The 24,316-nt window shown below is 69.5% G+C and carries 21 protein-coding genes and 2 tRNA genes; 14 read left to right on the top strand and 9 right to left on the bottom strand.

Going from position 1 to position 24,316, the window contains the following annotated elements; translation table 11 throughout:
• The first annotated feature begins 23 nt into the window (after positions 1-23).
• The 3 genes from IFU11_RS03360 to IFU11_RS03350 all read left to right on the top strand — a co-directional run bounded on the left by IFU11_RS03360 (position 24) and on the right by IFU11_RS03350 (position 3,078).
• Positions 24-1,079 (top strand): 3-isopropylmalate dehydrogenase, encoded by a 1,056-nt coding sequence (locus IFU11_RS03360; RefSeq protein ID WP_191940845.1) that lies wholly within the window; start codon positions 24-26, stop codon positions 1,077-1,079.
• 40 nt (positions 1,080-1,119) lie between these two features.
• Entirely contained in the window at positions 1,120-2,235 is a 1,116-nt protein-coding gene (locus IFU11_RS03355; protein ID WP_191940846.1) for a branched-chain amino acid aminotransferase, read from the top strand.
• Positions 2,236-2,313: 78 nt separating this feature from the next.
• On the top strand, positions 2,314-3,078 hold the full coding sequence (locus IFU11_RS03350) for a fumarylacetoacetate hydrolase family protein (RefSeq protein WP_192018155.1): 765 nt from the start codon (positions 2,314-2,316) through the stop codon (positions 3,076-3,078).
• Between the two features lie 6 nt (positions 3,079-3,084).
• Here IFU11_RS03350 and IFU11_RS03345 read toward each other — a convergent pair whose 3' ends face one another.
• On the bottom strand, positions 3,085-4,158 hold the full coding sequence (locus IFU11_RS03345; RefSeq protein WP_192018154.1) for an aminotransferase class V-fold PLP-dependent enzyme: 1,074 nt from the start codon (positions 4,156-4,158) through the stop codon (positions 3,085-3,087).
• A gap of 81 nt (positions 4,159-4,239) precedes the next feature.
• Between IFU11_RS03345 and IFU11_RS03340 the strand changes: the two genes are divergently transcribed.
• From IFU11_RS03340 to IFU11_RS03325, 4 genes are all read left to right on the top strand, one after another.
• Positions 4,240-5,202 (top strand): LysR family transcriptional regulator, encoded by a 963-nt coding sequence (locus IFU11_RS03340; protein WP_192018153.1) that lies wholly within the window; start codon positions 4,240-4,242, stop codon positions 5,200-5,202.
• Positions 5,195-6,715, top strand: a complete 1,521-nt coding sequence (gltX, locus tag IFU11_RS03335) for a glutamate--tRNA ligase (protein ID WP_192018152.1) — start codon at positions 5,195-5,197, stop codon at positions 6,713-6,715. Before IFU11_RS03340 ends, gltX begins: the two co-directional genes overlap by 8 nt.
• Positions 6,712-7,632, top strand: coding sequence for an NAD(P)/FAD-dependent oxidoreductase (locus tag IFU11_RS03330; protein WP_192018151.1), 921 nt, complete (start codon positions 6,712-6,714; stop codon positions 7,630-7,632). The genes gltX and IFU11_RS03330 overlap by 4 nt, the downstream gene beginning before the upstream one ends.
• A gap of 91 nt (positions 7,633-7,723) precedes the next feature.
• Positions 7,724-7,795 (top strand) — tRNA-Gln (locus IFU11_RS03325).
• A 109-nt stretch (positions 7,796-7,904) separates the two neighbouring features.
• Here IFU11_RS03325 and IFU11_RS03320 read toward each other — a convergent pair.
• The 6 genes from IFU11_RS03320 to IFU11_RS03295 all read right to left on the bottom strand — a co-directional run bounded on the left by IFU11_RS03320 (position 7,905) and on the right by IFU11_RS03295 (position 16,453).
• Entirely contained in the window at positions 7,905-8,516 is a 612-nt protein-coding gene (locus IFU11_RS03320) for an arsenate reductase/protein-tyrosine-phosphatase family protein (protein ID WP_192018150.1), read from the bottom strand.
• Complete coding sequence (locus tag IFU11_RS03315; protein WP_191940852.1) at positions 8,513-9,919, bottom strand: polysaccharide biosynthesis tyrosine autokinase; 1,407 nt, start codon at positions 9,917-9,919, stop codon at positions 8,513-8,515. The genes IFU11_RS03320 and IFU11_RS03315 overlap by 4 nt, the downstream gene beginning before the upstream one ends.
• A 106-nt stretch (positions 9,920-10,025) precedes the next feature.
• Positions 10,026-10,502 carry a DapH/DapD/GlmU-related protein gene (locus tag IFU11_RS03310; protein WP_079002213.1) on the bottom strand — a complete coding sequence of 159 codons (477 nt, stop codon included), beginning with the start codon at positions 10,500-10,502 and terminating at the stop codon, positions 10,026-10,028.
• 154 nt (positions 10,503-10,656) lie between these two features.
• Positions 10,657-14,079: an error-prone DNA polymerase gene (locus IFU11_RS03305; RefSeq protein ID WP_192018149.1), complete on the bottom strand. Its 3,423-nt coding sequence runs from the start codon at positions 14,077-14,079 to the stop codon at positions 10,657-10,659.
• A gap of 44 nt (positions 14,080-14,123) precedes the next feature.
• Complete coding sequence (locus IFU11_RS03300) at positions 14,124-15,719, bottom strand: DNA polymerase Y family protein (protein ID WP_192018148.1); 1,596 nt, start codon at positions 15,717-15,719, stop codon at positions 14,124-14,126.
• Entirely contained in the window at positions 15,716-16,453 is a 738-nt protein-coding gene (locus tag IFU11_RS03295) for a hypothetical protein (protein ID WP_192018147.1), read from the bottom strand. Before IFU11_RS03295 ends, IFU11_RS03300 begins: the two co-directional genes overlap by 4 nt.
• Before the next feature lie 141 nt (positions 16,454-16,594).
• On the opposite strand from IFU11_RS03295, the gene IFU11_RS03290 reads away from it, so the two are divergent.
• The gene (locus IFU11_RS03290; RefSeq protein WP_192018146.1) at positions 16,595-17,296 is read left to right on the top strand and encodes an SOS response-associated peptidase; all 702 of its coding nucleotides are present in this window, start codon (positions 16,595-16,597) and stop codon (positions 17,294-17,296) included.
• Between the two features lie 172 nt (positions 17,297-17,468).
• Here the strand turns inward: IFU11_RS03290 and IFU11_RS03285 are convergent, their stop codons facing one another.
• A complete protein-coding gene (locus tag IFU11_RS03285) occupies positions 17,469-17,672 on the bottom strand; it encodes a cold-shock protein (RefSeq protein WP_056006986.1) in 204 nt (67 codons plus the stop codon).
• Positions 17,673-18,044: 372 nt separating this feature from the next.
• Between IFU11_RS03285 and IFU11_RS03280 the strand changes: the two genes are divergently transcribed.
• Positions 18,045-19,139, top strand: coding sequence for a fatty acid desaturase family protein (locus tag IFU11_RS03280; protein ID WP_191940856.1), 1,095 nt, complete (start codon positions 18,045-18,047; stop codon positions 19,137-19,139).
• 10 nt (positions 19,140-19,149) lie between these two features.
• Here IFU11_RS03280 and IFU11_RS03275 read toward each other — a convergent pair whose 3' ends face one another.
• Positions 19,150-19,788 (bottom strand): MBL fold metallo-hydrolase, encoded by a 639-nt coding sequence (locus IFU11_RS03275; protein WP_124769078.1) that lies wholly within the window; start codon positions 19,786-19,788, stop codon positions 19,150-19,152.
• Between the two features lie 83 nt (positions 19,789-19,871).
• Here IFU11_RS03275 and IFU11_RS03270 point away from each other — a divergent pair, with 83 nt between their 5' ends.
• From IFU11_RS03270 to IFU11_RS03250, 5 genes are all read left to right on the top strand, one after another.
• The gene (locus tag IFU11_RS03270; RefSeq protein ID WP_192018145.1) at positions 19,872-20,774 is read left to right on the top strand and encodes a YegS/Rv2252/BmrU family lipid kinase; all 903 of its coding nucleotides are present in this window, start codon (positions 19,872-19,874) and stop codon (positions 20,772-20,774) included.
• A gap of 108 nt (positions 20,775-20,882) precedes the next feature.
• Positions 20,883-20,955 (top strand) — tRNA-Glu (locus IFU11_RS03265).
• Between the two features lie 164 nt (positions 20,956-21,119).
• A complete protein-coding gene (locus tag IFU11_RS03260) occupies positions 21,120-22,175 on the top strand; it encodes a trypsin-like serine peptidase (protein WP_121290177.1) in 1,056 nt (351 codons plus the stop codon).
• Positions 22,172-23,098: a hypothetical protein gene (locus tag IFU11_RS03255; protein ID WP_191940859.1), complete on the top strand. Its 927-nt coding sequence runs from the start codon at positions 22,172-22,174 to the stop codon at positions 23,096-23,098. Before IFU11_RS03260 ends, IFU11_RS03255 begins: the two co-directional genes overlap by 4 nt.
• Positions 23,095-24,216 carry a DUF4333 domain-containing protein gene (locus tag IFU11_RS03250; protein ID WP_192018144.1) on the top strand — a complete coding sequence of 374 codons (1,122 nt, stop codon included), beginning with the start codon at positions 23,095-23,097 and terminating at the stop codon, positions 24,214-24,216. Before IFU11_RS03255 ends, IFU11_RS03250 begins: the two co-directional genes overlap by 4 nt.
• Positions 24,217-24,316 lie beyond the last annotated feature (100 nt).

Here is a 24,316-nt window from a genome sequence, read left to right as displayed (position 1 = left end):
GTCGTCGCATCCTCAGGAGTCGCATGTCCCGCACCGTCAAGCTCGCAGTCATCCCCGGCGACGGGATCGGTCCCGAGGTCGTCGGCGAGGCGCTCAAGGTCCTCGATGCGGCGGTGCAGGGTGGCGACGTCCGGTTCGAGCAGACGCCCTTCTCGCTCGGCGCCGCGCGGTTCCTCGAGACCGGCGACGTGCTGACCGACGCGGACCTCGCCGCGATCGCCTCGCACGACGCCATCCTCCTCGGAGCGGTCGGCGGCGTGCCCGGCGACCCCCGGCTCGCGAACGCGAACATCGAGCGCGGGCTGCTCCTCAAGCTCCGGTTCAGCCTCGACCACTACGTGAACCTGCGCCCGACCGTGGTGTACCCGGGTGTCCCGAGCCCGCTGAGCGAGCCCGGCGACGTGGACTTCGTCGTGGTCCGAGAAGGCACGGAGGGGCCGTACGTCGGCAACGGCGGAGCGATCCGCCAGGGCACGCCCCACGAGATCGCGAACGAGGTGTCGGTCAACACCGCCTACGGCGTGGAGCGGGTGGTGCGCTACGCGTTCACCGCTGCGGCCGCGCGTCGGCGGAAGCTCACCCTCGTCCACAAGACCAACGTCCTCGTCTTCGCCGGGTCGCTCTGGAAGCGCGTCGTCGACGCGGTGTCCGCGGAGTTCCCCGACGTCGCGGTCGACTACCTGCACGTCGACGCGGCCACCATCTTCCTCGTCACGGATCCTGCTAGATTTGACGTCATCGTCACGGACAACCTCTTCGGCGACATCCTCACCGATCTGGCCGGCGCGATCAGCGGCGGCATCGGACTCGCGGCCTCGGGAAACATCAACCCGGACGGCACGTACCCGAGCATGTTCGAGCCCGTCCACGGATCGGCGCCCGACATCGCCGGGAAGCAGCTGGCCGACCCGACCGCCGCCATCCTCTCCGTCTCCCTGATGCTGTCGCATCTCGGGCTCGAGACGGAGGCGGCGCGAGTCGCCACTGCCGTCACCGCCGACATCGCCGCCCGCACCGGCGCAGCACGCACGACGACCGAGGTCGGCGATGCGATCGCGGCCCTCGCGGCGAACCGGTAGACGCCCACCAGACACGCAGATCACGACGGAAGACACCATCATGACGATCAACCTCCCCATGGCGCAGCGCGAACTCGCCTTCACCGTGACCCCCAACGAGCAGCCCGTCCCCGCCGCAGAGCGCGACGCGATCCTCGCCGACCCGGGCTTCGGGCAGCACTTCACCGACCACATGGTCGACATCTGCTGGTCCGAGCGTGGTGGATGGCACCGCCCACGGGTCCAGGCGTACGGTCCGATCTCGCTCGACCCGGCCGCCGCCGTCCTCCACTACGCCCAGGAGATCTTCGAGGGCCTGAAGGCGTACCGTCACGCCGACGGGTCCATCTGGTCGTTCCGCCCCGACGCCAACGGCCGTCGCCTGCAGCGCTCGGCCAAGCGGCTCGCGCTGCCGGAGCTCCCGGTCGAGTACTTCGTCGAGTCGATCAAGCAGCTCATCGCCGTCGACGGTGCCTGGGTGCCCTCCGCGCCGGAGACCAGCCTGTACCTGCGGCCGTTCATGTTCGCCAAGGAGGCCTTCCTCGGCGTCCGCCCCGCGAAGAAGGTCAACTACTACGTCATCGCCAGCCCGGCCGGCGCGTACTTCACCGGCGGCGTCACCCCCGTGTCCATCTGGCTGTCAACCGACTACAGCCGTGCGGGCAAGGGCGGCACCGGGGCGGCGAAGACCGGCGGCAACTACGCGTCCTCCCTGCTCCCGCAGGCCGAGGCGTACGAGCACGGGTGCGCCCAGGTGCTCTTCCTGGACGCGCAGGAGGCGACCTACATCGAAGAGCTCGGCGGGATGAACGTCGTCCTCGTCAAGCGCGACGGCACGCTCGTCACGCCGGAATCGGACTCGATCCTCGAGGGCATCACCCGCGACAGCATCCTGCAGCTCGCGGAGGACCGCGGACACCGGGTGGAGCGCCGCCGGGTCACGATCGACGAGTGGCGCGAGGGCGTCGAGAGCGGCGACATCGTCGAGGTGTTCGCCTGCGGCACGGCTGCGGTCGTCACGCCGATCGCGCAGCTGAAGGCCAAGGACTTCACCGTGGGCGACGCCGACGCTCCGGCGGGCGAACTGACGATGTCGCTGCGTCAGGAACTGACCGACATCCAGTACGGCCGCCTGCCCGACCGCCACGGGTGGATGACGCGTCTCGACGCCGAGTAGGCTCCGAGCAGCCTGGGAAGCCCCGCACCTCGTGCGGGGCTTCCGTGTCGCCGGGGCACCTCGGGATAGGCTGGCCTGGTGAAAATCGCTCGCTTCAGTCACGATCAGGCCATCCGCTACGGCATCATCGACGATGCGGATCTCGTCGTCCTCGACGGCGATCCGCTCTACTCGGGCTTCGAACCGACGGGGGAGCGCGTCCCGCTCGCTGATGCGGTCCTGCTCGCGCCGGTCATCCCTCGCTCCAAGGTCGTCGCCGTCGGCAAGAACTACCACGACCACGCAGCCGAGATGGGTGGGGAGGCTCCCGCCGAGCCGCTGCTCTTCCTGAAGCCCAACACCTCCGTGGTCGGGCCGGGAGACGCCGTCGTCTTCCCCAAGCAGTCCGAGCGCATCGACTTCGAGGGCGAACTCGCCATCGTGATCGGTGGCGTCGCCAAGAACGTCAGCGCGGAGCGTGCCGACGAGGTCATCTTCGGCTACACGATCGCGAACGACGTCACGGCCCGCGACCTCCAGGAGTCCGACGGCCAGTGGGCCCGCGCGAAGGGCTTCGACACGTTCTGCCCGCTCGGCCCCTACATCGAGACGGAGTTCTCCTTCGACGGCGCGACGATCGAGACCCGCGTCGACGGTGAGGTCCGCCAGCACGCCCCGCTGTCCGACATGGTGCACTCCATCGGCGCGATCGTCGAGTACGCATCCGCCGTCTGGACGCTCCTCCCGGGTGACGTCATCCTGACCGGGACGCCGGCCGGCGTCGGACCCTTCACCGACGGCCAGGTCGTCGAGGTCGAGGTCTCGGGCATCGGCATCCTGCGGAACACCGGCCGCCGGCCCTGACCCGCGTCAGCTGCGCTGACCGAGAGCGGTCAGCGCAGCTGCGACGTCGTCGTCGGTGTTCCAGAGGTGGAACGCGACCCTTGCCCGGCCTGCGCGACCCGATGCCGTGATCCCGGCCGACTGCAGCGCCCGGAGGTCGTGTCCATCGGGATCCGTCCACGTCACGATGGCCGAGGCCGTCCCGGTGAGGAGCGACCGGCTCTCGCCGATGCCCGCCCGGAGCGCCGCTGCGAGCCGGGTGTCGTGCTCGTACACGGCGACGGCGTCGACCGCCGCGAAGAGGGCGATGGCGGGCTCGGCGCCGACCCAGGCCTGCCAGGCGGGGGAGACGTCGAACCGTCGTGCGCTCTCGGCGAGATGCAACGACGGGCCGTAACAGGACGACCAGACGTCGGCGCCCGAGTACCAACCGGCCTGGCTCGGCCGGAGGCGGTCCATCACCTCGTCGCGCACCGTCATGAACGCAACGCCTCGTGGCGCGCAGAGCCACTTGTAGGCGTGGCACACGGTGATGTCGTCGGCCGAGGCGTCGACGGGGAGCCACCCGGCCGCCTGTGTGAGGTCGTTGAGCGTCAGCGCGCCGTGCACGGCCGCCGCCTCACGGATCGCGACCACGTCGGCGACCGCGCCGGTCGCGGACTGCACCGCGGAGTAGGCGACGAGCCAGGTCGAGGCGTCGATGTGGGCGGCGAGTTCGGTCAGCGGTGCGTGGCGGACACGCACGCCGCGGTGCGCCTGCATGAGGAATGGAGCGACGAGTGAGCTGAAGTCGCCCTCGACGCAGAGGACCTCGGCGCCGTCCGGCACCGACGCCGCGACCATGGCGACCATGGCGGAGGTCTGGGATCCGATCGCGACCGAGCGGGCCGGCACGTGGACCAGCTCGGCGAAGGAGCCGCGCACCCGCTCGACGACGGCGCCGTAGGCGGCTGCATCGGTTCGAGCCGCCTGCCACGCGGAGAGGTCGGCCATGATGGCGTCCGTCGTGCCCGTCGTCGGCAGTCCCAGCGTGCAGGCGGCCAGGTAGCCGGGTGCGGATGGGAAGGATCCGCTGGCTTCCTGGAGGCTGAGGGTGCTCATGCATCCAGTCTCTTCGCCGGGTATCCATACGACAAGGACCGGCGCTCGATGAGAACCATAACGAGAGATTATGCTTCGAGGATGTCCACCCTCTCGCCGCCGCCCTCGTCATCGGCCCTCGACGCCGGTTCCCTCCTCGTCGTCGGCGCCATCGCCTCGACCGGGTCGATCACGGCCGCCGCGCACGCGCTCGGCTCGAGTCAACCGGCGGTGAGCCAACATCTCCGCCGGCTCGAGCGTCGGCTCGGCATGCCGGTCGTCGAGCGCGTCGGTCGCGGCGTCCGCCTCACCGAGGCCGGTGCGATCCTCGCCGGACACGCGGTGGCGGTGGACCGAGCGGTGCGCGCGGCGTCCGAGGAGGTCGCGGCACTCGCGGGGTTGCGGAGTGGGCGGGTGCGCCTCGTCGCCTTCCCGTCGGCGTCGTCGATGCTCGTGCCGCAGCTCCTCGCTCGCCTGGCCGACGAGCATCCGGGGATCGGCGTCTCCTTCGTCGAGGCCGAACCGCCGGAGGCCGTCGCCGCGGTCCGTGCCGGTGAAGCCGACGTCGCGATCACCTTCAGCTACCCGGACGATCCGGACGACCCGCATCGGGAGAGCGCGGCCGGACTCCGCGTGCGCCGGTTCGGAACCGACCCGATGCGTCTCGTACTCCCGGTCGGCCACGCTCGAGCCGGTGACCGACAGGTCGACCTCGCGGCCCTCGCCGGTGAGCGTTGGATCGCGGGTTGTCCGCGTTGCCGAGGTCATCTCCTCGGTCTCTGCCGGTCGAGCGGCTTCGAGCCCGTCATCGCGCACGAGACCGACAACGCGATCGCGGTCACCGCCCTGGTGGCGGCCGGGCTCGGCGTCGCCCTGCTCCCAACCCTCGCGCTCGCGGCCGCACAGCTGCCGACCGAGGTGGTCGTGCTGCCGACGCGCAACGACGACGACCGGGCGCTCCACCTCGTCAGCGCCGAGCACGCGGACCGCATCCCCGCCGTCGCTGCACTCCTGCGGATCGCCGCGTCCCTGGGCGGCGCGACTAAGATGACAGGCGATGTCTGACACGATTACGCACCCCTTCTCCACGGCTTCCGGCACCGACGTCCGCGTCCGGTTCTGCCCGTCGCCGACCGGCACGCCGCACGTCGGTCTCGTCCGCACGGCGCTGTTCAACTGGGCGTACGCCCGGCACACGGGGGGCAAGCTCGTCTTCCGGATCGAGGACACCGATGCCGCTCGCGACAGCGAGGAGAGCTACGAGCAGCTCGTCGACGCGCTCACGTGGCTGCGGCTCGACTGGGACGAGGGCGTCGGCGTCGGCGGACCCCATGCGCCGTACCGGCAGTCCGAGCGGAGCGACATCTACGCCGACGTGATCGAGCGACTGACCGCTGCCGGGCACCTCTACGAGAGCTTCTCGAACGCCGACGAGATCGACGCGCGCAACGAGGCGGCCGGCCGGCCGAAGCAGTTCGGGTACGACAACTTCGACCGCGACCTCACCGACGAGCAGCGCGCCGCGTTCCGAGCCGAGGGCCGCGAGCCGGCGCTCCGCCTGCGGGTCCCGGACGACGACCTCAGCTTCGACGACCTCGTGCGCGGTGAGATCACCTTCCCGGCCGGGTCGTTCACGGACTTCGTCCTCGTGCGCCCGAACGGCAAGCCGCTCTACACGCTCGTGAACCCCGTCGACGACGCCATCATGCAGATCACCCACGTCCTCCGCGGCGAGGACCTGCTGCCGTCGACGCCGCGGCAGATCGCGCTGTACCACGCGCTCATCGACATCGGCCTCACGACCTTCGTCCCACGGTTCGGTCACCTGCCGTACGTCATGGGCGAGGGCAACAAGAAGCTCTCGAAGCGCGACCCGGAGGCGAACCTCTTCCACCACCGCGACCGCGGCTTCGTGCCGGAGGGGCTCATCAACTACCTCGCGCTGCTCGGGTGGTCGCTAAGCGGCGACCGCGACGTCTTCTCGATCGACGAGATGATCGCCGCGTTCGACGTCGTCGACGTCAACCCGAACCCGGCGCGCTTCGACCTCAAGAAGGCGGAGTCGATCAACGGCGACCACATCCGACTGCTGGAGCCGGCCGACTTCCTCGGCCGCATCACGCCGTACCTCGTCGAGGCCGGTGTAGTGAGCGAGCCCGTCACCGAGGCGCAGCAGGCCGTGCTCGAGCAGGCAGCCCCGCTCGTCCAGGAGCGCATCGCGCTGCTCGGCGAGGTCCCCGCGCTCCTCGGCTTCCTGTTCCGCGGTGCCGCGGAGCTCGAGTACCAGGAGGACGCGCTCAAGGGTCTTCCGGCGAACGCCGGCGAGGTGCTCGCCGCGTCCATCGGCGCGCTCGAGCTCGTCCCCGAATCGGAGTGGACGGCTGGTTCGATCCAGGACGCGCTCGCCGGCGCGCTGATCGAAGGCCTCGGTCTGAAGCCCCGTATCGCCTACGGCCCGCTCCGCGTCGCCGCGTCCGGGCGTCGGATCTCCCCGCCGCTCTTCGAGTCGCTCGAGATCCTCGGGAAGACGGAATCGATCACGCGACTCGATCGGCTCTCCGCGCACCTCGCGTCATGAGCGACTCGTACGACGTCGTCGTGGTCGGCGCGGGACCCGCGGGACTCTCGGCCGCGCTGAACCTGGCTCGCGCGCGTCGTCGCATCCTCGTGCTCGACGGCAATCGCCCACGGCACGCTGCGACGCTGCGCTCGCACGGCTTCCTCACCCGCGACGGCATCGCTCCGCTGGATCTCCGACGAATGGGGCGCGAGGAGGTTGCCGCCTATGCGAACGCGCAGGTCCAGTTCGCGTCCGTGCAGTCGATCGAGGCGACCACCGACGGCTTCCACGTCGTCGCCCAGGGGGTCCGCGGCGAGCCGGATCGCGACGTCGTGACCCGGACGGTCGTCCTCGCGAGCGGTCTCACGGAGACGCTGCCGAAGGTCACGAACCTGCGGGCCTTCTACGGAACGGATCTGCACAGCTGCGTCGAGTGCGACGGGTACGAGAAGGCCGACGCGCCGCTCGCGCTCATCGGCGAGACGACGGACCTGGCGGAATGGGCGATCCTCATCGCACAGTGGTCGTCGGACCTCATCGTCTTCACGAACGGTACCGACACCGTCACCGGTCCCGAGGAGGCCGCGCTCGCCTCCGCGGGCATCCGGGTCGAGCGGGGTGCGATCGCGGAGCTCGACGGCGGTCGCGACGGCTTCACCGGTGTCCGCCTCGCCGACGGTGCGCTCATCCCGCGCTCCGGGGGCTTCGTGCGGCCGCAGTGGGCCGCGCCCCTCGGATATCTGGAACAGCTCTCACTCGATCGCGACACCGACGGGTACGTCGTGGTCGACGCCTGGGGTCGCACGTCCGTGCCGGGCGTGTACGCCGCCGGCGACATCACGCCTCCCGGTCCGCAGCAGCTCATCGTGGCGGCCGGGAACGGCGCTCGAGTGTCCCGAGCACTCAACCGGGACCTCGCGGGCGTCCCCAGCTGAGTGACCCGCGACGCGCCCGGGACGCCTCGATTTGAGACGACCGCCTCCGTAGGCTAGTGTTGTTCTTCGGTCGGGGCTTCGGTTCTGACAGTGGGGTATGGTGTAATTGGCAACACGACTGATTCTGGTTCAGTTGTTCTTGGTTCGAGTCCAGGTACCCCAGCAGTACAGCATCACCACGACGAAGGCCCGCGATCATCGCGGGCCTTCGTCGTTTCCGGCGTGCTGTGCAGCTCCGTGGGCTGGCGACGCCGCCGAACCACCGACGTCTCTCACCACGGCTCCGAATCCTCCTCCACGGATGTGCGCTCGAATGCGATGATGCGCTCGACGGCCGGGATGATCTGCGAGGCCATCCGACGGAAGACCTCCGGGCCCTGACCGAACGGGTCGACGACGTCGTCCTGCGCCGGATCAGGGAGTCGCGCGCTCGTCCGGTTGGCCGCCAGTTCGGGGCCAAGATGCTTCCAGCGCCCTGCTCGAGGGCGGGGGAGTCGTCCCGAGTCGACGGTGTCGAGGAGCCGGGCGAACTCACGCAGGGAGAAGGTTCGACGCAGCGCCTCCGGGCACAACCTGAGGACGGCGCTGCGATGCTCCCGCGTCATGGTGAGGACGACGTCCTGTCGAGCCACGAGGTCGGCGGTGAGCTGCGTCGCGGTGAAGTCGGCGGCCGTCGCGGCGAGCGGACCGAGCAACGCCGCACTCGAGGCGTCGATCGGGTGTCCGCGCAGCGCCCCCGTCCCGGCGCTCCGCACCTCGAAGCCGCACGCGTCGACCTCCGCCAGCCCGCTCGTGAGGAGGAACTCGGCATACGGGGACCGACAGATGTTGCCGGTGCAGACGATCAGGATTCGGGTCGGAGGCGGATCGAGCGGGGTGTTCATGCTGTGGTCCGCCGCGGTCGACGCGTCGGGGCGGTCCGGTGGTAGTACGCGTAGGACGACGACTGCTCTCCTCGAGCCACCTCGACGCGGTTGAGGACGACCCCGAGGAGCTTCGCCTGGACGAAGCTGAGGTTCTCGAGGGACTGCCGGAGCTGATCGCGGTGCAATCGCCCGTCGGCCGACGCCACGAGCAGGACCCCGCTAGCGAGGGTCGACAGTGCTGTCGGGTCCGAGACGTTGATGAGCGGGGGTGTGTCGATGACCACCACGTCGTACGCGCGTTCCATCTCGGAGAGCGCGCGCTCCATCGCCGCCGATCCGAGGAGTTCACTCGGATTCGGCGGCAGCTCGCCGGAGGTGAGGACGGCGAGACGCCCCGCCCCGTCGACCGCTTGCGAGGCCTCGCCGAGGCTGATCCTGCCGGTGAGCACGGTCGTGAGCCCGACCGCATCCTCGAGTCCGAACATCTCGTGCTGGCGGGGTCGGCGCAGGTCCGCATCGACGAGGAGGACGGCGTTCCCCGCCTCTGCGAGGACGAGCGCGAGGTTCGCCGCGGTGGTGCTCTTCCCCTCGCCCGGGACCGAGGACGTGACCATCACGCTGCGGAGTCCGCCGTCGATGGAGGCGAACTGGAGGTGCGTCCGAAGTTGCCGGAAGCTCTCGGCGCGCCGGCTGTAGCTCTCCGTCGATCCGAGGATGAGTTGCGCCGCGTCGGTGGGCTCCGTGTGGAAGGCGCCGAGGATGCTCGTGTCCGTGAGCTTCTCGATCGCCGAACGACCACGGAGTCGGGTGTCGAGGACCTCGATGAGCAGTGTGATCCCGACGCCCAGGGCGAGGCCGGTGAGGACGCCCACCGCGAGGTTCTGCAGCACGTTCGGCGCAACGGGCGACCGGGGTGGAGACGCCGGTTCCACGATCGTCAGCCCGACCGGGGTCGGATCACCTGGTGCACCGGCGGAGCCCACCTCGTTGGCGCTCTCGACATCGTCGACCAGGTCGACGAGCACCTGGGCTGCGGTGTTCGCGATGCGGGCTGCTGCAACCGGATCGCTGTCGACGGCGGAGATGTTGATCAGGACCGACTGCGCGGGATTGGACGCTGAGATCGTCCCGATGAGCGACGCGGGGTCGAGGTCGAGGCGGTCAGCCACCGTGGACCGCACCGTCGAGCCGGTGGCGAGGATCACGTATGAGGCGACGCGGCTCTGGGCGAAGGTGTTGCCCTGATTGAGGTCGCCCACGGAGTCTCCACCGGTGACGGCCACGAACAGCTGGCCCGTCGATTGGTAGACGGGTTTGGTGATGAGCGTGTATCCGTGGGCGAGTGCGGTGGCCCCCAGCGTGATCGCGACGATGAGCAGCCAACGATGGCGGAGGATGCGCAGGTAGTCCTTCAGGTCCATCCTGATATGTTAGTCGTCTGGCATGTCCGCCGCGTCGGCGAACATGACGCAGGGCCCGGACTCACGAGTCCGGGCCCTGCATGACGGTGGTGGGGCGGTCTGCCGTTCAGGCGGCCTTGCCGAACCGGTCGGTGCCGTTCGCGCGAGGTCGGCGCGGGGCGCGGTTCGTCTGACGGACCGTCGGTTCGGTCATGACGGGTCGTTCACTGCCGACCACGGTGCGGTCTGCGACCCTGGCATCCCGATCGACGCTCGCGCCGTGGGCGACCTGGACGTCGGCACCCAGACGGGCGTCGCTTCCGACCCGCGCTCCGCGTCCGATGACACAGCGCTCCCCGATGTGGACGTTCGCGCCGATGAAGGCGCCTTCCCCGATCACCGCGGACCGGTCGATCCAGGTTCCGGCACCGATCCAGGCGTTGGCACGGATGTCCGCGTCAGCCTCCACGAAGGTGGTGCGTTCGATGAACGCCGACGGATCGATCAGTGCACGAGCTGCGACCATGCCCTTGCCGTTCGGGTGGTGACGGTACCGTTCCACCTCGCCGGTCCGGCCTTCGATCTCTTCGTACACTCTCGCCATGGGTGACCCCCTTCTGGTCTACTCAACACTGGGGACAACGCCGGGTGGCTCCCGGTCATTCCTTCCCGGGGCCTGCCTGGGAATCCCATGAGTCTCGTGCTGTGCTGTAGAGGGTGTTCGGAGGAGGAGGCCGCCGCGGTTTGGTCGTGACCGGTCATTGGAAGTCGCGCGAACGGGTGTTCGCCCCGATCCGGAGCGCTTCCAACCGATCCGCCACCAGATTGACGATGCCTTCCGGTGATCGCTCCAGCATGCCGCGGACCACCATCGCCGGGGCTTCCCTGGCCACGCGGCGATACCGGTTCCAGACGCCGACACTGCAGATCACGTTGACGAGTCCCGCTTCGTCCTCGAGGTTCATGAAGGTGATGCCGCTCGCCGTCGCCGGCCGTTGCCGATGCGTCACGACACCCCCGACCTCCACGCGACGGTCCGTCTGCGCCGTCAGGAGTTCGTCGGACCGCAGCGCACCTCGTCGTGTGAGATCGGCACGGACGTGGCGGATGGGGTGGTCGTCGGTCGACATCCCGGTCGACCAGATGTCGGAGATGAGTTGTTCGGCGGCCGTCGGAACCGGGAGCAACGGCGGCTGCACGGTCGTGAACGTCCCCTCGAGCTGGTCGGGACGATGCCGACTGGCCTGCGCTGCGCCCCACATCGCCTCACGACGGGTGAGGCCGAATCCGTCGAAGGCGCCCGCCGCCGACAGCGACTCCAACTGCGAGGAGCTCAGGCCGATCCGCCTGGCCAGGTCGGCCTGGCTGGTGAACAGCCCTCCGGACTCCCGTTCGGCGACGATCCGCTTCGCGAGCTCCTCACCGATCCCCTGGACGGAGGAGAGACCCAGCCGGACGGCGAGTGCGCCGTCGCGCCGGTGTCCTGCCGAATCGTCGGGAAGGAGTGGATCGAAGAGCCCGGTCGGTCCCTGATCGTGTTCGAGGCAGCGCGTGCGTCCGCCGGGAGCGACCGGGGCACCGGGGGCGGCCTCCGGGTCGAGCGCTTCGAGGCCGGCCTGTGCGCCGGAGCGATGCAGATCGGGACGAAGGACGGAGACGCCGTGTCTGCGGGCGTCGGCGACGAGCGTCATCGGCGAGTAGAACCCCATGGGCTGCGCCCGGAGCAGGGCCGCGAGGAACGCCCCCGGGTAGTGCAGACGCAGCCAGGCGCTCACGTAGACGAGGAGGGCGAAGCTCAGGGAGTGGCTCTCAGCGAAGCCGAAGTTGGCGAAGGCCTGGATCTTGGCGTACACGGCATCGGCGTCCGCTCCGACGATGCCGTTACCGGCCATGCCGAGGTACAGCGTGTCCTTGAGGCTCTCGATCTTCTCCTCGCCGCGCTTCGATCCCATCGCCCGGCGCAGGAGGTCCGCATCCTCGGCCGAACACCCACCGACGGCCATCGCCATCTGCATGAGCTGCTCCTGGAACAGCGGCACGCCGAGCGTGCGTTCGAGGACCGGTTCGAGGCTCGGGTGGAGGTAGGTGATGGGCTCCTGGCCGGTCTTCCGGCGCAGGTAGGGGTGCACCGCGCCGCCCTGGATGGGCCCCGGGCGGATCATGGCGACCTCGATGACGAGATCGTAGAACCGGCGGGGGAGCAAGCGCGGCAGCATGCCCATCTGCGCGCGGCTCTCCACCTGGAAGACCCCGATGGTGTCGGCCCGGCAGAGCTGGTCGTAGACCCCTGCTTCGTCCTTCGGGATGGTCTCCAGGGTCCAGCGCTCCCCGGTGTGTTCGGCCACGAGGTCGAAGCAGTACTGGATGGCCGAGAGCATGCCGAGACCCAGGAGGTCGAACTTGACGAGACCCATCCAGGCGCAGTCGTCCTTGTCCCACTGGAGGACCGTGCGACCGTCCATGCGCCCGTGCTCGATCGGGCAGACCTCGCCGACCGGCCGATCGGTCAGCACCATGCCACCCGAGTGGATGCCCAGGTGCCGGGGCAGGGTGAGCATCTGCTGCGCGAGGCCGACGACGCGCTCGGGGATGTCGTGGTCGGTGCTCGACATGACCCCGCCCCAACGCTCGACCTGTTTCGACCAGGCGTCCTGCTGACCGGGGCTGTACCCGAGCGCCTTGGCGGTGTCGCGGACGGCGAACTTCGGCCGATAGCTGATGATGTTCGCGACCTGAGCGGCGTTGCGGCGCCCGTAGGTCTCGTAGACGTACTGGATGGCCTCCTCGCGCCGGTCGGAGTCGAAGTCGACGTCGATGTCGGGCTCCTCCTCTCGCATGCTGGAGAGGAACCGTTCGAACGGCAGCTCGTAGAAGATCGAGTCGACGGCGGTGATCCCGAGCAGGTAGCAGACGGCCGAGTTCGCGGCGGAACCGCGTCCCTGGCAGAGGATGCCCCGGCCGCGGGCGAAACTGACGATGTCGTGCACGATCAGGAAGTACCCGGGGAAGTCCTTCTGCTCGATGACCTCGAGCTCCCGTTCGATGCGTCGGAGGTGTTCGGGAGTGGCGTCGGGGTACTTGACGGGGACGGCTTCGAGCACGAGGTGCCGAAGCCAGCTCATGGGCGTATGGCCCTCCGGGACGCGCTGTCGCGGGAGCTTCGGGCGGACCGCCCGCAGGCTGAAGGCGAGTTCGTCGGCCAGCTCGACGCTCCGTGCCACCGCTCCGGGGTATCTGGCGAACCGGTCCGCCATCTCGGCGCCGCTCCGCAGGTGCGCGGTTCCGGCCGCGGGAAGCCATCCGTCGAGCTCGTCGAGGCTGCGTCGTGCTCGGACGGCCGCCAGCGCGGTCTGGAGTCGATGCTGCTCGGGCGTGGCGTAATGGACGTTGCCCGTGGCGACGACGGTGAGGTCGAGCAACGCCGCGATCTCGGCGAGTGCATCGTTCTCCGCCGAGTCCTCCGGGTGGCCGTGGTCGCTCAACTCGACGACGACGTGCTCCGGACCGAACAGGGCGACGAGTCGGTCGACCGCGGCGGCGGCGGCCTCCAGACCGTGCTCACGGAGCGCGGTGCGGACGAACCCCTTGCGGCACCCGGTGAGCACGGTCACGTGGCCGGCGACGGAGGCGGCGAGCCGCTCGAGGTCGTAGATCGGGTGACCCTTCTCGGCTCCGTCGGCGAGTTGTGCGTCCGTGATCGCGCCGGCCAGGCGGTGATACCCCTCTGCTCGACGGGCGAGCAGGAGCAGATGATGTCCGACGGGGTCGGGGACGCCGTTCTGCGGCCGGTCCAAGCCGATGGACAGTTCGGCACCGTAGACCGTCCGGAGGTCGGGGAATCGTTCCGCCGCCTCGGCCATCCGGACGACACCGTAGAAACCGTCGTGGTCGGTGAGCGCGAGCGCGTGCAGGCCGAGTGCCGCAGCCTCTTCGACGAGCCGCTCCGGCGGGCTCGCGCCGTCGAGGAAGCTGAAGCTCGAGTGCGCGTGGAGTTCCGCATAGGGGACCCGCGTCGTCGACGGGCGCTGCTCCGGTGGTTCGGGGACGTACGGTTGACGCTTCCGCGACCAGGCCGGGCTGTCCCCACCGTCGGCTCCCAGCGGCAGGGTGGCCGGACGGCTCGCGTCGGACAGACGGCGCTCGAACTCCGACCATGAGACCGGGGGGTTGTTCCATCCCATGCTGGGCTCCTTCGTCATGCGGTGTGGTGCGGACGTGATGCGGTTCAGTCGTAGCGGGCCTCGGCCCTCCAGTGCTGCTCCTCCAGCAGGAGCAGCCAGGCGTCACCCGAGTCGTCGAGGACCTGGAGACGGTGGACGCGATGGTGGCCGTCGTCGTCCCACCAGCGTTCGTCGATGCTCCAGGGGCCGGCCCAACCCTCGATGACGTGCCAGTCCGAGAAAGCGAAGAACCGTGCGGGTGCTGCACTCACGGTGCTGCGCTCGTCGACCGCCACAGCCTGGCCCGTCGCGTCGACGACCTCGACCGGCACGGCGGTGTCGAAGACGGTCGAGGGAGCCGCTCCCGGGATGGTCCCTGGCCACGGCCGGTTCCGACGTTCGGCCACGGCTGCCTCACCACCCGGCGGAACGCTGCCCCAGGGGACGAGGATGCGGCGGTCGAGGAGGAGGCGGCCGCCGGACGGCACCGCGGTCACGACGCCGTCGTGGCCGAGCATGCTCTGGACGCGGGCGAGTCCGCTGTGGATGCGTTCGTCCGGTCCGCTGCCCCAGAGTCCTTCCTCGTGTTCCGCAGCGTCGTCGAGGGTCTCCGGGACGACCTCGACGAGTTCGACGGGGGAGGCGAGTCCGTGATCGATGTTGGACGCGCCCTGCAACTGCCAGCGCACGCGATCGAGGACGTCGCCGGCGGTGAACCAGCGTGGGTGGAGCCAGGTGCGGGTGGAGCGCTCTCCGCGCTCGCTCCGCATGCTGATCGTGATCGCGGTGGTCACGAGGCCGGCTTCCGCCAGGCCGGTGATGAACCGTTCCGCGGACTGCCGGAACCCGAAGGTCAGCTGGTCGATGCGGTCGAGCGGGGGCTCGAAGGCGATCGACACGGCCAGCTCAGTCGGCGGCACGCGGGGGACGACGCTTCGGGCGTCCGCGCCGGCTGCGAGGCGGTGCGCTCGGGCGCCGTCGGGGCCGAAGCGGTCGCGGACCTCGGTCGCGGGCAGTGCGCCGAACGCCCCCAGGGTGCTGATCCCGAGCCGGTGCAGCAGTGAGCTGAGTTCGGGGCGCCCGAGGGTGGACAGGGGGAGCGGGGCCAGGAAAGCGGGAGAGGCTCCGGAGGGGATGACGATGATCCGGGAGCCGTCCTGCTGGAACGCGGTGGACCTCGCGGCCTGCTCCGCGGCGAAGGGGCCGTCGGCGATGCCGATCCGTGCATCGGGGACACCGAGCTCGTCGAGACGGGCCAGGAGGACCTCTGCCGCAGCCGACTCGCCGCCGTAGTATCTGCTCGGTCCTCGGGATCGGATGGCACAGAGCCCGGCCCGGAAGGGCTGGACGCCCGGCATGAGCTCCTCGATGCCGAGGAGGATCGGCTCGAAGGCGCGGGTGTCGACGACCGGGTCGTAGTCGGCGGTCGCCAGTTCCGGACAGCGGGCCTCGGCCTCGCGGACACGGAGTCCTCGCCGCACTCCTGCTCGACGTGCGCTGGCGTCGCAGGCCAGGACCTCACCATGCTCGATCAGGGCCAGCGGAGCGTCGGTCGTGTCCTCGGACAGCGCTCCAGAGAGTCGTGCCGCCACGATCGGCCAGTCGGGGCACCAGAGGACCATGGTGCGCTCGACCGGTCCCGCAGGCGGTTCGGTCGTCATCGGTTCACGACCATCGGGAGCCGGACGACCGTGTCGTCGTCGATGAGGCCGGAGCCGGCGAGCGGCGCGGTGCGACCCTCGGTCGATCCCAGGGGCAGCGTCAGGTGCGCGGTCCTGGGCCGGCCCGCAGCCCCCTGGCCGAGCATCGAGCTGACGGTGAGCCGCCGATTTCGGAGATGTCCGTGCCCCGCCCCGAGGCCGCTCCAGGAGCTCTCGGTCACGCGCAACGTCGCATCGCTCTGCGGCCAGGAACCGAGGACGATCAGTGCGGCCTCGCGCTGCCGGAGGCGAGCCGCGAGTCTGGCGGCGTCGCTCGGGGCGATCCGTCCGGGAGGCGCTGTGATGAGCACGCCGGCGACGTCGGCCATGGCCGCGGTGACCGTGAGCCAGTCCGGACCTGGCTGGGGGACGAGGACGAGTCGTTCGAGGTCGATGCCCATGGAGGCCGCCGCCTCCACGCCGAACGACGGGAGACCGATGACGGCGCACCACGTCCCGGCTGCGGACGGCCCGGCCATGAGCGACATGGCGAGCGCCGTGGAGCCGAGCACGGAGTAGCTGCCTCCGGCCTGGAGGGCACCACCGGGCAGGAGCCGGGAGAGCTCAGGAGCGGTCGGCAGGGACCGGGTGTCGAGGCGCGTCCCCTGCATCCGCTTGATGCGCCCCTGGAGTTCGTGCAGCTCGGTCGCGGTGTCCGCCCTGACGGGGGAGTCGACGAGTGCGCGGAGGGCCATGGCTCAATATTCGAACATATCTTCGAACAAGTCAACCGGCTCGATCCGGTCTCGACGACGACTGACGGATGACTCGACCATGGTCCCGCATCCCACCGACACGCGGTCCGCGGTGTCAGCGGCGCCCGGTACGCTGGGCCCATGTGCGGACGTTTCGTCGTGACCGAATCCACCGAGGAACTCATCGAGCTCTTCGACATCGACCACGCGGCTGCCGAGCTGCCCGGGCCCTCGTACAACGTGCGCCCGACCGAGCAGATCCCGATCATCCTCGACTCGGTGAAGACGGGGCCGGTGGTCCGCCGGCTCGAATCGGCGCGGTGGTCACTCGTGCCGTCGTTCGCCACCGAGCTGAAGAGTCAGTACCCGACCTTCAATGCTCGCGCGGAGGAGATCACCACCAAACCCACGTTCGCGCCATCGGTCAAACAGAAGCGCGCGTTGGTCCCTGCCGCCGGGTACTACGAGTGGCACACCGAGGGCGCGACGAAGACTCCGTACTACGTGCAGACCGCTGGTGGTGAACCGATCGTCTTCGCGGCCCTCTACTCGTGGTGGCGCGACCGCTCGCTACCGGACGACGACCCACGGCGTTGGGTGCTGAGCGCGACCATCCTCACACGGCCGGCGGTCGGTTCCTTGCAGGAGCTGCACCCACGGACGCCCGTGACGCTGCCTCCGGAATGCTGGGACGCCTGGCTCGATCCGCACCACGAGGCCGACCAGGACGAGGTCGACGAGATGGTGTCCGCAGCGACCGACGTCGCGGAGCAGCTCGTCTTCCACCGGGTGGCGCCGTTGCAGGGCGATGGACCGGAGCTCATCCTCCCCGTCCAGGAATAGCCGCAGGAGAGTCGGCCGGAGGCGCGGAACGGAACCGCCCCGGAGACACGAAACCTACCCCGGACACACAGAACCGCCCCTGACGCGAACGTCAGGGGCGGTTCTCGGTGTCTCAGACGCGAGGGCTGGAATGACCGGCCGCTCGGATCGTCAGCTCCGACTGATCAGAGAATCAGAGGGGGCGGATGTTCTCGGCCTGCAGGCCCTTGGGGCCCTGGTTGGTCTCGAACTCGACCTTCTGGTTCTCCTCGAGCGAGCGGTAGCCGCTCGTCGCGATGGCGGAGAAGTGTGCGAAGACGTCGGCGCTGCCGTCGTCAGGAGTGATGAATCCGAAGCCCTTTTCGGCGTTGAACCACTTCACAGTTCCAGTTGACATGTATTTCCTCTTTCATGAGTGACCGTTCCCGACTTTCGGGCCCGTTCGTCGCGGTGTTCTTTGCTCGCTCCTCAGAAAAGCAGCGTATCCATCGGTGGAAACGCGGCTTGAAATACCTGCGCAACACAACAACTTCGATCCACGTTAGCCCATCTCGGCTCGAAACGGCAGCCGAACACGTAACGGATTGGCCAATTCTGCATCTTTTTCCGACATTCGACGTGATGCCTGGGTATCTCCAGCGGATCTCGCGGTCTGCGGTGATTCCCCAGCCGTCGACCGTAGGCTGAGGCCATCTGCAGAGCGCATGCTCGCCCGAGCGTCCGCTCACCACCCCGGCTGGGAAGTCGACACGATTCCTCCGGAGTGCCCATGTCAACTGAAGCCATCCTCGGCCCGGTTCGTGCCACGAGCCCCCGCAAGCCCGGCGCCACGAACGTCACCAGCTCCTACTCGTCGCTGTTGAAGACGGTTCGCGAGGCGGGACTCCTCCGCCGCCACCGCATGTTCTACATCCTGACGTTCTCGTTCCTCGTGATCGCGCTCCTCGGCTGCGTCACCGGGTTCGTCCTGCTCCGCGAGTCCTGGTTCCAGTTGCTCATCGCCGGCGCGCTCGGCATCATCCTCACCCAGTTCGCCTTCCTCGCCCACGAGGCCTCGCACCGTCAGGTCTTCGAGTCGGGTCGGGCGAACGACCGCGCCGGCCGCTTCCTCGCGGCGGGCATCGTCGGCATCAGCTACTCGTGGTGGATGACGAAGCACACGCGCCACCACGCGAACCCGAACCAGGTCACCAAGGACCCCGACATCGAGATCGACACGATCTCCTTCATCGAGGAGGACGCGGCGAAGGCGAAAGGCCTGCAGGCGCTGATCACCCGGAAGCAGGGCTACCTCTTCTTCCCCCTCCTCATGCTGGAGGGCATCAACCTCCACGCGCTGTCCTTCAAGACCCTCTTCGGTCCGGGCAAGGTCGACGGCCGCGCCGCCGAGATCAGCATGATCGTCGCCCGCGTCGGTCTGTACCTGGCTGCGATCTTCCTCTTCCTGCCCGTCGGCATGGCGTTCGCGTTCCTCGGCGTCCAGCTCGCGGTCTTCGGTGTCTACATGGGTGCGTCCTTCGCGCCGAACCACAAGGGCATGCCGATCATCCCGGCCGACATGAAGCTCGACTTCCTCCGCAAGCAGGTGCTGACCTCGCGCAACGTCCGCGGCTTCGGCATGGCCACCTTCATGGGCGGCCTGAACTACCAGATCGAGCACCACCTGTTCCCGAGCATGCCTCGCCCGGCTCTGGCCCGTGCTCGCGTCATCGTTCGAGAGCACTGCGAGACCCAGCAGGTGCCGTACACCGAGACGACCCTGCTGCAGTCCTACGCCATCGTCATCGAGTACCTCAACCGGGTCGGGCTCTCAGCCCGCGACCCGTTCGACTGCCCGGCGGCGGCGAACTTCCGCCGCCGGTAGTCGATCCGGCTCAGACCTCGAGCGTGTCGAGCGGGGCGAGCGGGTAGTAGGTCCCGCCGCCCTGTTCGGTCGCCCACTGCAGGCGGTCGTGCGACATGCTCTGTCCCGGCCCTGAGAGCACCATCTCGTGTGTCCCGAACGCGCGCTTCGGCGCGACGGCGGTGACGAAGTCCATGCCCTCGGAGATCTTCATCCACGGTGCACCAGCCGGGGCGGCCAGGACGTCGACCTCGACGCCCTCAGGGACGGCGAAGGAATCGCCGGGGTAGTACACCAGGTCGTTGATGAGGACGCCCACGTTGTCGATCACCGGGATCGACGAATGGATGACCGCGTGGGTCCCTCCGAAGAAGCGGAGCGTGAACGGCCCGGCTTCGACCACGTCTCCCGGAGCGACGACGGTGATGTCGTAGCCGTCCGCGGCGGCGGCGACACCGGCCGGTCCGTAGAGGACGGCCTCCGGGCTCGCGGCGAGGATGCGGTCGAGGTGCTCCGCGGTCCAGTGGTCGGGGTGCAGGTGCGTGATCAGGACCGCCGCGGTGTGCTCCACATCGGCGATCGGCGACGTGAACGCGCCCGGGTCGACGATCAGCTTGGCGCCGTCCGTCTCGAGGAGGAATGCTGCATGTTCGAACTTCGTGAGTCTCATAGGACGAGTGAATACCGTGGGAGCGCCGGGGGCAACCCGGTCGTCCGGGTATCCAGCCGCCGTGGGCCTGTCAGAATCGGCAGGTGACCACGCAGCCCCGACGCATCGGCGTCGCCATCAACCCGACCGCGTCGTTCGGCTCGACCCGAGCCGTTGGCCCGATGGTGCTCGACGCCCTCGAGCAAGCCGGGCACCGCGCCGTCCGTCTGCAGGAGCAGACCGTCGGGCAGCTCCGGAGCGCGGTGCAGACTGCCATCGAGGCTGGGTTGGACGCGCTCGTCGTCGTCGGTGGCGACGGCATGGTGAGTCTGGCCGTCGAGGCGGTGCGGGACTCGGGCCTGCCGTTCGGCGTGGTCCCGTCCGGTACGGGCAACGACATCGCCAGGGGACTCGGGATCCCGCTGGGGGATCCCGCAGCCGCGATCGCGTCCCTGCTCCGTGCGCTCGAGGGCGAGCCGCGCGTGATCGACGCCGGCACGGTGACGGACGGCGAGCGGACGACCTGGTTCGTCGGTGCGGTGTCCGCAGGCTTCGACGCCCTCGTCAACGAACGGGCGAACCGCATGCGACGGCCGCGCGGGCGCAGTCGGTACACGATCGCGATCCTCCGTGAGCTCCTGGCCCTGCGACCCCGCCGGTACGAGCTGACCGTGGACGGGGCGCCGGAGACGGTCGACGCCGTCCTCCTCGCCGTCGCGAACAACACCTCGATCGGTGGAGGCATGCTCATCGCGCCGCAGGCGGACCTCGCCGACGGCCGATTCGACCTCTTCGTCGTCACACCCGTGTCCCGATTCCGGTTCCTCCGGCTGTTCCCCAAGGTCTTCTCGGGTGCCCACACGGATCTCGACATCGTGCAACTGTCGAGGGTCCGTTCGGTCTCGATCGCCGCGGACGGCATCACGGCCTACGCCGACGGGGAGCGCATCGGTCCGCTGCCGGTCACGATCGACGTGGTCCCCGGCGCCCTCCGAGTGCTCGCGTGACCGCGTCCGCCCGAGCACGACCACCGCGCGACACGCCCGTCGGATGCCGCTGGTGGCCTCGATTTGTACGGCTCGAAATCGTATGGCATACTCATATCCGTTGCTTACGGCCCCATCGTTTAGCGGCCTAGGACACCGCCCTCTCACGGCGGCAGCACGGGTTCAAATCCCGTTGGGGTCACAACACCGAACGAAGCCTCGCTTTCCTGAGTCATCAGGAAGCGGGGCTTCGTTCATTTGGCGGCTCGAGTGCGCCTCGGGATGGCCACGCGGGCCTTCCGGGACGCTCCGAAGGCAGGGCCCGCACCGATCTCGCCGAGTGCCGCTGCGTGCTAGCTTGGCCGGGTGACCGTGAAGCAGAAGCGCCGCGCTCCGGCGACAGCCGCAGTCCTGATCCTCGCCGCCCTGCTGACGGGGTGCTCCATCCCGGTGACGGGGGAGCCCGTGGCCGGCGGTGCCGGCCCCGTCGTCGACGTCGCCGGCGGCACCGACGACACGCTGCGCAAGGACTTCGACGCGAGTCCTCAGGAGGTCAACGACTACTGGACCGACGACAAGTTCGGCGGAGCGACGGCACCGGATCTGAAGCCGGGTGAGGACACGCTCACGGGCGACCAGGCCACCGGCGTGGTCGTGCACCCGAGTACCGGGGTCGGTCCGGACGTCGACGTCAAGGCCATCACCCCGACAGCAGCCGGCGACCCGTACCCGGCGACCGGCTTGGCGGCGGCGACGCAGGGACGTCTGTACTTCTCCATCGGCGGTGCCACGTACGTCTGTTCCGCGAGCGTCGTCAACGCCCCGACCATGGACCTCGTCCTGACGGCGGGCCACTGCGTCTGGGACACGTACGGCAAACAGCTCGCCGAGAACATCATCTTCATCCCGGCCGACGCGGCCAACGGCCAGACCCAGCCCTACGGGCAGTGGGCCGGGGTCAGCACCTACGTCCCCGACGAGTTCACGAGTGAGGCGACCTCGGACGCCAGCGGTGCGACGAGCGGCAACGGCTGGGCCTACGACTTCGCCTTCATCCGGCTCGCCCCGAACGCTGCAGGCCAGAAGATCCAGGAGGTGACCGGCGGTCAGGGCATCTCGTTCGGTACGCCGCCCGAGGGCATCACGGTGATCGGGTATCCGTCCGCCGCACCGTTCGACGGACAGTCGCAGCGCTACTGCGCGAGCCAGGCCGCCACGAAGGGATACGCCGGATACCGGGTCGACTGCCTCATGACCCCGGGTTGCTCGGGCGGGGGCTGGCTCACCCGCTTGGATCCCGCCACCGGCGCCGGGTACGTCACCTCGGTCACCTCGCGCGGCGACGGTTCCTGGCTCGAGGGCCCCGTCCTCGGACAGCGGGCGCTCACCCTGTACAACGACGCTCTGGCGGAGGGGTCATGACCGCCAGCGCGAGTATGACGCGACGCCGGCGGCGGATCGGCGTCCTGGCTCTGGCCGGGAGCGCCGCGCTCGCCTTGAGCGCGTGCACGACGCCCGGATCGGCGTTCCCCGACGCCGCCGCCCAGCAGAGCTACATGCAGGATCTCGCCGAGGCGAGGTTGGAGTTGCTGTCAGCCCAGATCGGCCAGGCGCCGGACGTGATCGGGTCGGCATACGTCCACGCCGTCTCGGGAGACCTCGAGTCGCACGAGAACGACTCGGTCGTGCTCTTCGGCGACCCGACCGCGTCGTTCAGCCAGGACAAGGGCTCGGCCGACGGGGACACCGTCGACATCTATCACCAGGCGGGAGTCGACTACGACCTCCTGCTGCTCGGCGGTGAACTCAAGGAGCTCGCGCCCACGGAGTGGGTGGCCGTCCAGACGCAGTACGTGGCTGACGAGGACGCCGAAGGTTCGCTCGGGCCGGCCTGCGTCTACCCCGGCATCTCCATCGCGTGCGACATCTACAGCGCGGTCGAAACCACTCGCAGCTCGGGGGACGGCGCGCTCAGCAGCGTCGTCGTCTCGATGCGCAACGACGGCTCCTCGCAGATCTCGACGAGCGCGAGCCTCGAGAGCGTGCTGGCCGTCGGGACGCTGTTCGACCTCCCGGACGACCTCGTCGCGTCGTTCAGCGAGGACGACCTCGCGACGCTCCTCCCGGTGACGATCTTCCAGAACGCCGAGGGCGGCCTCGTGAAAATGGAGTTGAGCGGGACGGTCGAGAGCAAGACGACGCTGCAGTTGCAGGCCGGCTTCGAGGTGTCGGGCACGTCGACGCTCGAGGACCTGCCGACCGCACCATCAGGATTCGACGTGACGGTGATCCCGGCGGCCGATCAGGCCGCGTTCTGGGATCGGATCGAGGAGTTGAGGAAATGACCGACGACCAGAAGCCCGAGGACCTCGGAAAGCCCCCGGTCGGCGGCCCCCTGCGCCCCGACCAGCAGCCGCCGGGATTCCCCGACCCGAACGCACCTCGCCTGGAGTTCGGACCGGGAAGCCCGCAGCGTCAGACGCCGCCGCAGAACGGTGCACCCCAGAACGGCGCGCCGCAGGGTCAGAACGGACCACCGCAGGGCGTCCCGTCGCAGAACGGCCCGTCTCAGCCGTCCGCGCCTGGTCAGGCCGGCGGAGGGCCCCGTCCGCAGGGAGACGCCCCAGGGCAGCAGTCCAACGGTCCAGCGCCGCAGCCGCCCACCCAGCCTGGAGCGCCGTTCGCCGGCGCGCCCGGTGGGCAGCCGTGGGTGCAGCAGCAGCGGCCCTCGAACGCAGGCCCGAACCAGCAGCCGCAGCAGCAGGGGCGGCCAGGCGGTCCGGACGGGTTCCGGCCCCCGACATCGACTGGTCAGCCCGGTCACGCGCCCGGGGGTCCTCAGCAGGGTCGGGCCCCCGGTCAGGCTCCACAGGGACGTCCGCTCGGCGCGCCGCAGGGCCGGCCGCAGAGCCAGCCTCAGGGGCCGCAGGGCCAGCCGCCCTACGGTCAGACACGCCCGACCGGGCCACAGCCCTTCGGTCCGGGACAGGCGCAGCACCCGACCGGCCCGTTCCAGCCAGGTCCGCAACAGCAAGGATCGCAGTCCGGTCCACAGCAGACCGGTCCGTTCCGTCCCGGCCCCGAGTACGGCGTCGCGGGCCAGCAGCCTGCTCCGAGCCGGAAACCCGCGCGCAAGCCACTTGGGCGCAAACTCTGGACCGGCGTGCTCATCGGTGCGGTCGCCGCATCGCTCATCGCCGTCCCGCTCACCCTCCTCTCGGTCGGTCGCCTGTTCACGCCGATGCTCGACCGCGGCTCGGTGCAGACCGGTGTGGCCGAGGTGCTCAAGCAGGACTTCGGCCTCGCAGACGTCGAGAAGGTCGAGTGCCCGAGCGATCAGCCGGCCACGACCGGGACACAGTTCGAGTGCACGTTCTCGTACAACGCGAAGAGCTACCCGGTGGCCGTCGAGGTCATCAACGACCAGGGGCAGTACCGCGTCGGGATCGACGCGCCGAAGTAGCACGGTGTCGGCACCGGCGTCCCCTCGAGCGACGACGGTGCCGACGGCTTCGCCACGGACCGGGTGGTACGCTGGGCGAATGTTGTCCGGGCTGCTCCTC

Source organism: Plantibacter sp. CFBP 8804 (genome assembly GCF_014841225.1).
GTDB classification, from domain to species: domain Bacteria; phylum Actinomycetota; class Actinomycetes; order Actinomycetales; family Microbacteriaceae; genus Plantibacter; species Plantibacter auratus.
The sequence above is the reverse complement of the archived record's forward strand: the minus strand, read 5'-3'. Positions and strand labels throughout refer to the sequence as shown.